Raw genomic sequence first — 7678 nt, forward strand, 5'->3', positions numbered from 1 at the left:
CGGCGGCCGTGCTGGGCAGCACGGCGCTCAGCGTCGGCATTACGGCGAGGAATGTGACGAAGATGAAGCCAAAGGCCGTTTTAAGGGCCATGTGAGACCATTCTAACGGGGGATTGACAATGTCGGTCATCAAACGAGGCTTTTTGTACATAACCCGCAAGCGGGGCCGGAGCATCCTGCTGCTCGTCATCATGTTCGTGGCGGCGGTCCTCGCAATGCTGGGCCTCGCCGTCAAGTCTAGCGCTGACAAGCAGGCGGACGCCGTCCGCAAGAGCCTGGGGAGCAGCTTCGCCATTAACCAAAACGAAGATATGCCGAGCGACAAGGCTCATGTTATAAGTACGGATCTGACAAGCCAAATCCTGAAGCTGGACCATATTACAGGCTACTATGCGGATATGGTGGCTCCCATGATATACGTCGACGCGCAACTAAGCCCCGGTCAAGCGGCGGATATATATAAGGGGTATCAGGAACACCCCGAATATTATTCTAATCCTAATATACCCTTTAATCTTGATCAGATTACAACTGGTATGCATATCCCAGAGATGTGCTACTGCAATAACAGCGCACTGCACGAATTCTTCAGAAACGGCGCTTTCACGCTTGTTCAGGGGCGTCATATCCAGGATGGGGATGTCAATAAAGCTGTGATATCGACGGATGTGGCCAAGAGGAACAACTTGTCCGTCGGAGATACAATCACTCTCGAAAACAGGGAAGCGTATTGTGTTTCTCCCTTAAGCGATGACTATAAAAAAATCGTCGGAGAGCCGATCAAGCTGGATATTGTGGGACTATTCGACGTCAACTTCTCGCAGGAACTGTCGTTTATAGGGGATAAAAACGGCTCATATGCTATCTTAACGCCGGAGCCCGAAATTGCCGAGAATATGATCTTCAGCGATTTGGCGACAGGAATTCAGGCCAAAAATATCGTCCAGACATATCAGAAAGATAACGGTTTAGAGGAGAGGCGAGATTCCAGACTAGGCCTCAATAGCGCCACGTTCTTTGTAGACGACCCCGCAAATCTGGAGGCCGCCATCGCAGAGGTCAAGGCGATTCAGGAAATTGATTGGAATTTTTTTGCGATCAAAGCAGATGATTCAACGTACAAAACCGCCGTCAGGCCTCTGACGCAACTCGGCGCTGTCTCAGTGGTTCTCATCGCAATCGCTGTCGTCAGCTGCGTGGCGGTCCTGGGGCTCACCCTGAATATGTGGACGAAGAGCCGTCGGCGCGAGATGGGCATCCTGATGTCGCTGGGCGTCGCCAAGCGGAAGCTTGTACTGCAGCAGCTCTATGAGAGCCTGACGCTGGCCGTCGTTGCGCTTATCCTCGCCGCCGCCGTTTCCGCCGCCCTGGCGGGCCCCGTCGGCAGCGTGGCGAACCGGCTCGCGTCCCCGAGGGAGACGGGGAGTGCGTACGATATAGAGATAGTCAATTTCGATATTGTTATTGATAAGGTCTCCGCCGACCCGGTAAACCTGACCTATGGCCTGACCGCGCAGAATATTCTGATCGCGGCGGTGGCCGTGCTGGGCAGTACGGCGCTCAGCGTTGGCATCACGGCAAGAAATATCACGAAGATGAAGCCAAAGGCCGTTTTAAGGGCCATGTGAATAATTAAATCACCGGTCTGTTATACCCCGGATCGGCTCTCAATTTATTGCCGGTTTCAGTGGTATCATCACGGCCTATTTTTTATCCATGATCAGCGTCCTCTGGAGCGGGTTTTCCTGCGTCAGCGCCTTAATTACGCTGATCTGCGCGCTCCTTATCATCAGCAAGGTCAGCCTCCTGCTGACGGTCCTGCTTGTGGCCGTCAGTCTGCCGTCGGCAATACTGAACCAGACATATACCAAAAAGCTGTATCAGTGGAATCTGACCCACGTCAAGGAAGAGCGACAGATGAACTACCTGTCTTTTATCATGACTGATAAGAAGTACGCGCAGGAGCTCCGGCTTTTTAATATTGGAGATTTTCTGAAAGAGAAATTTAAAGCTATCTGGGGTCCTTATTTTGCGAAAAAGAAGAAGCTGACGAAAAAGAGGGCTTTTCTTGTGACCCTCTTATCCGTCCTCCCCCAGCTCTGCATCCTCGGTATCCTCGCCGTCCTCTCCTTGAGGATCATGGGCGGAAATAATACCATCGGAGATTATTCGCTGTATTCGGGCCTCCTGGCACAGTTCCTGAGCAGCCTGATGGCCGCGCTGACTTCGATCATCAATATATACGATCAAAAGCTCCGGATTCATTCGTTTGAAGAGTTTGAAGCTATTCCGAACGCTGTAGCGAACACAGGCACGGAAAAGCTGAACGAAATCACAAGCATTGAATTCAACGATGTTTCCTTCCGGTATCCAGGTACCGAAAAAGAGGTATTGCAGCACATTTCCTTTTCCGTAAATGCTCATGAGAAAGTCTGTCTGGTCGGCCTCAACGGCGCGGGAAAATCAACCCTTATCAAGCTCCTGCTCCGCTTTTACGACGCGGAGTCCGGCAATATCCGTATCAACGGTGTCGATATTAAAAACTACGAAATCGTGAGTCTACGTAAGGCGTTCAGCTGCCTTTTTCAGCAGAGCCCGAATTATGCGTTTACATTAAGAGAGAACATTACAATATCCGACATATTTAAAAACGCCGATGAAAATGACGTACTTGAAGCGCTTTACAACAGCAGCGCCTCCGATATCCTTGGTCAGATGGCCGACGGATTGGACAGTTACCTGTCGAGAGCTTACGAAGAAAACGGCACGGAATTATCGGGCGGACAGCATCAGAAAATCGCTCTGGCGCGTACTTTTTTCCGCAACAGCTCGGTTTTGATTAGTGGAACACCCGCGGCAAAACGGCGATTTTCACGTCGCACCGTTTGTCGAACACGATTATTGCCGACAAAATCATCGTCATAGAAAACGGCACGGTCATCGAACAGGGGACGCACGATGAATTAATGGAAAAGGCCAACAGGTACGCCACTTTTTTTACATATCAGGCCGACCGGTATATTCGGGAGAAAGCCGGTCAGTAAGGGATTCATATCGCGGTGATAACGACGTGTGGACGGGCGTTGCTTTCCATCGGCAAGAAAACCATATTCCACATCTGCATCGGGGTAGCAACGGCCAACATTTACAACGATAAAAAGGCCTTTTGCAAACAACGACTGGACTGAAACTTCCATTTTATACTATAATGGAACTGCGTGTTTCCGCAGAACTGGTTGAACATGATGATAAGCTTGCTTGTCATCTGAGCCATTTCTATTGCTTAATAAACACAGGGAGGTTTGACAATGTCGGTCATCAAAAGAGGCTTTCTGTACATAACCCGCAAGCGAGGTCGGAGTATCCTGCTGCTCGTCATCATGTTCGTGGCCGCGGTTCTCGCGATGCTGAGTCTCGCCGTCAAGCAGAGCGCCGACAGACAGGCGGACGCTGTCCGCAAGAGTCTGGGGGGCAGTTTTGCTATTAACGAAAACGAAGATATACCGAAGGATAAAACAATCAGCATGGACCTGGCAAGCCAAATCCTGAAGCTGGACCATATTACAGGCTATTATGCGGATATGACAGCTCCCATGATATACGTAGACGCGCAACTAAGCCCCGGTGCAGCGGCGGGTGAATACCAGTTGTATCAGAAAGACCCTGCAAGTTTTTCGAATATACCCATTAATCTTGACCAGATTATAACTGGCATGCATCTCCCATATATGAGTTACTGCAATAACAGTGGGCTCCATGAGTTCTTCAGAAACGGCGCCTTCACACTTGTTCAGGGGCGTCATATCCAGGACGGCGACGTCAATAAAGCCGTTATATCCACCGATGTGGCCCGTAGGAACAACTTGTCCGTCGGAGATACGATCACTCTCGAAAACAGGGAATGGTTTTGCGCTGTTCCCGCATACGGGGACTTTAAAAAAACCGTCGGAGAGCCGATAAAACTGGAGATTGTCGGCCTGTTCGACATCAACTTCTCACAGGAACTGTCGTTTGTAGGGGATAAAAGCAGCAGTTATGTTATCTTAACGACAGAGTACGAAATTGCCGACAACATGATCTTCAGCGATCTGGCGACAGGGATTCAGACCAAAAATATCGTCCGGACATATCGAAAAGATAACGGTTTAGAGGAGAGGCGTGATTCCAGACCGATCCTTAATAGCGCCACGTTCTTTGTAGACGCCCCTGAAAATCTGGAAGCTGCTATCGCGGAGGTCAAGGCGATTCAGGGAATCGATTGGAACTACTTCACGATCAAAGCGGACGATTCTACGTATAAGACCGCCGTTAGGCCGCTGACGCAGCTCGGCACCATCTCGGCAGTCCTCATCGCCATCGCCGTCGTCGGCTGCGTGGCGGTCCTGGGGCTCACCCTGAACATGTGGTCGAAGAGCCGGAAGCGCGAAATGGGTATTCTGATGTCGCTGGGCGAGAGCAAGCGGAAGATTGTGCTGCAGCAGCTCTATGAGAGCCTGACGCTGGCCGTCGTCGCGTTGGTCCTCGCCGCCGCCGTTTCCGCCGCCCTGTCTGGCCCCGTCGGAAGCATGGCCAACAGGCTCGCGTCCCCCAAGGAGACGGGGAGCACGTATGATATGGAGATAGTCAATCATGATATTGTCATTGACAAGTCTTCCGCCGATCCGGTGAACCTGACCTACGGCCTGAACGCGGAAAACATTCTAATTGCGGCGGCGGCCGTGCTGGGCAGCACGGCGCTCAGCGTCGGCATTACGGCGAGGAATGTGACGAAGATGAAGCCAAAGGCCGTTTTAAGGGCCATGTGAATAATTAAATCCTCGGTCTCTTATACCCTGCTCCGGATCGCCTCGCAATTTGTCTTTGGAGATGGCGAAGAGAAGCGTTTTATCCGTGATCAGCGTCCTCTGGAGCGGGCTTTCCTGCGTCAGCGCCTTAATTACGCTGATCTGCGCGCTCCTCATCATCGGTAAGGTCAGTATCCCGCTGACGGTCCTGCTTGTGGCCGTCAGTTTGCCGTCGGCGATCCTGAACCAGACATATACCAAAAAGCTGTATCAATGGAATCTGACGCACATCAAGGAAGAGCGGCAGATGAACTACCTGTCTTTTATCATGACCGACAAGAGCTACGCGCAGGAGCTCCGGCTTTTCAATATTGGAGATTTTCTGAAAGAGAAATTTAAAGCTATCTGGGGTCCTTATTTTGCAAAAAAGAAGAAGCTGACAAAAAAGAGGGTCTTTCTGGTGACCCTCTTGTCCGTCCTCCCCCAGCTTTGCATCCTCGGTATCCTCGCCGTCCTCTCCTTAAGGATCATTAACGGAAATAATACCGTCGGAGATTATTCGCTGTACTCGGGCCTTCTGGCACAGTTCCTGAGCAGCCTGATGGCCGCTCTGACCTCAATCATCAATATATACGATCAAAAGCTCCGGATTCACTCGTTTGAAGAGTTTGAAGCTATACCGAACGCTGTGGCGAACACGGGCACGGAAAAGCTGAACGAGATCACAAGCATTGAATTCAACGATGTTTCCTTCCGGTACCCAGGTACCGAAAAAGAGGTATTGCAGCATATCTCTTTTTCCGTAAAGAAGCATGAAAAGGTCTGTCTCGTCGGCCTCAACGGCGCGGGAAAATCAACCCTTATCAAGCTCCTGCTCCGCTTCTACGACGCGGAGTCCGGCAATATCCGTATCAACGGCGCCGATGTCAAAAATTACGAAATTACCAGCCTGCGGAAGGCGTTCAGTTGTCTTTTTCAGCTGAGCCCGAATTATGCGTTTACATTAAGAGAGAACATTACAATATCCGACATATTTAAAAACGCCGATGAAAATGACGTGCTTGAAGCGCTTTACAACAGCAGCGCCTCCGATATCCTTGATCAGATGGCCGACGGACTGGACAGTTACCTGTCAAGAGCTTATGAAGAAAACGGCACGGAATTATCAGGCGGACAGCATCAGAAAATCGCTCTGGCGCGTACTTTTTTCCGCAACAGCTCGGTCTTGATCCTCGACGAGCCGTCCGCGTCCCTGGACCCCGAGTCGGAATATAAGGTTTTCTGTTCACTGGAAAAGCTGAGCCGCGGCAAAACGGCGATTTTCACTTCGCATCGTTTGTCGAATACGATTATTGCCGACAAAATCATCGTCATCGAAAACGGGACAGTCATCGAACAGGGGACGCACGACGAGCTGATGGAAAAGGCCAGCAGGTATGCCACCTTTTTTACATATCAGGCTGACCGGTATATTCGGAAGAAATAAGGGATTCATATTTCGGTGATTAACACCGGTGTGGACGGGCGCTGCTTTCCATCGGCAAGCTGGAAAACGAAACCATATCCTACATCTACGCAGGGGCAGCAACGACCGGCATTTTACAACTATACCTTTTTGTAACAGGGACTGGCTAAAGCTCCCATTTTATACTATAATGAAACTGCGGTATTCCCGTAATCATATGGAGATTTCCGGCAAAGCATCTAAATAAAACCGGTTGAACATGATGATAACTTGCTTCTCATTTGAGCCGTTTCTATTGCTTAATAAGCACAGGGAGGTTTGTCAATGTCGGTCATCAAAAGGGGCTTCTTGTACATAACCCGCAAGCGGGGCCGGAGTATCCTGTTGCTTGTCATCATGTTCGTGGCGGCGGTCCTTACGATGCTAGGCCTTGCCATAAAATCCAGCGCGGACAGACAGGCGGACGCCGTCCGTAAGAGCCTCGCCAACAGCTTTACCATTGAAAGGGATGAAGCTGCATTGCAAGCTTTGGTTGACAAAAACGGGGGCGCTGCAAAAATATCGCCTGATAAAGTACCTTTTATCAGCGCAGCGGTCATGAGCCGGATCTTAAAGCTGGATCATATAACAGGCTATTATTCGGATTATTATGATAGAGGAACAAGTCTATTATATGTAGACGTGCAGCTGCACCCCGGCAGTAATGCGGATGCAATTCGACGCTATCAGAAAAACCCCGCGGCCTTTGCAGACTTACCCTTTGATCTGGATCAGGCCACCTTTTGGATGCATATCCCAAGTATAAGTTATTGCAATGATAGCGGGCTCCACGAGTTCTTCAGAAACGGCGCTTTCGCACTCGTTCAGGGACGTCATATCCGGGAGGGTGACGTCAACAAGGCGGTGATCTCCACCGATCTGGCCCGTAGGAACAACCTGTCCGTCGGGGATACGTTCACCGCTGAAATGAGGGAGAGCTCTTGTGTCATAGGTGGGGACTATAACAAAATCGTTGGAGAGCCGATCAAGCTGGAGATCGTGGGGTTGTTCGACATAAATTTCTCGCAGGAAGCGTCGTTTGAAACGGATACCGAGGGCGAAACTTATGTCCAAACAGCGGAGCGGGAACTTGCCGAAAATATGATCTTCAGCGATCCGGCAACGGAACTTCAGATCGCCAGCATATTTCGGAAATATAGTGGCCAGACGGTGAATCCCGAGTATGAAACAGCTCCTAGGAATCCCGTTATTTTTGTAGACGACCCTGAAAATCTGGAGGCCGCTATCTCGGAGGTCAAAGCGATTCAGGGGATCGACTGGAATTATTTCACGATTAAGGCGGACGATTCGACGTACAAGACCGCCGTTAGGCCGCTGACGCAGCTCGGCACCATCTCGGGGGTCCTCATCGCCATCGCCGTCGTCGGCT

General features: G+C 50.5%; 6 protein-coding genes. All 6 read left to right on the forward strand.

What is annotated here, in order from left to right; all coding sequences use genetic code 11:
- Positions 1 to 119 precede the first annotated feature (119 nt).
- Positions 120 to 1628: an ABC transporter permease gene (locus tag BUB60_RS19175; protein WP_073083298.1), complete on the forward strand. Its 1509-nt coding sequence runs from the start codon at positions 120 to 122 to the stop codon at positions 1626 to 1628.
- Positions 1629 to 1716: 88 nt separating this feature from the next.
- Positions 1717 to 2925 carry an ATP-binding cassette domain-containing protein gene (locus BUB60_RS19180; protein ID WP_073083302.1) on the forward strand — a complete coding sequence of 403 codons (1209 nt, stop codon included), beginning with the start codon at positions 1717 to 1719 and terminating at the stop codon, positions 2923 to 2925.
- Positions 2886 to 3044 carry a hypothetical protein gene (locus BUB60_RS20340; protein WP_159435488.1) on the forward strand — a complete coding sequence of 53 codons (159 nt, stop codon included), beginning with the start codon at positions 2886 to 2888 and terminating at the stop codon, positions 3042 to 3044. Before BUB60_RS19180 ends, BUB60_RS20340 begins: the two co-directional genes overlap by 40 nt.
- Positions 3045 to 3308: 264 nt before the next feature.
- Positions 3309 to 4805, forward strand: a complete 1497-nt coding sequence (locus BUB60_RS19185) for an ABC transporter permease (protein ID WP_073083305.1) — start codon at positions 3309 to 3311, stop codon at positions 4803 to 4805.
- Between the two features lie 61 nt (positions 4806 to 4866).
- Positions 4867 to 6270 (forward strand): ABC transporter ATP-binding protein, encoded by a 1404-nt coding sequence (locus BUB60_RS19190; protein WP_073083310.1) that lies wholly within the window; start codon positions 4867 to 4869, stop codon positions 6268 to 6270.
- A 303-nt stretch (positions 6271 to 6573) separates the two neighbouring features.
- The coding region (locus tag BUB60_RS19195) for an ABC transporter permease family protein (protein WP_073083314.1) at positions 6574 to 7678 on the forward strand (1105 nt) is incomplete at its 3' end.

Source organism: Sporobacter termitidis DSM 10068 (assembly GCF_900130065.1).
Classification (GTDB): domain Bacteria; phylum Bacillota; class Clostridia; order Oscillospirales; family Oscillospiraceae; genus Sporobacter; species Sporobacter termitidis.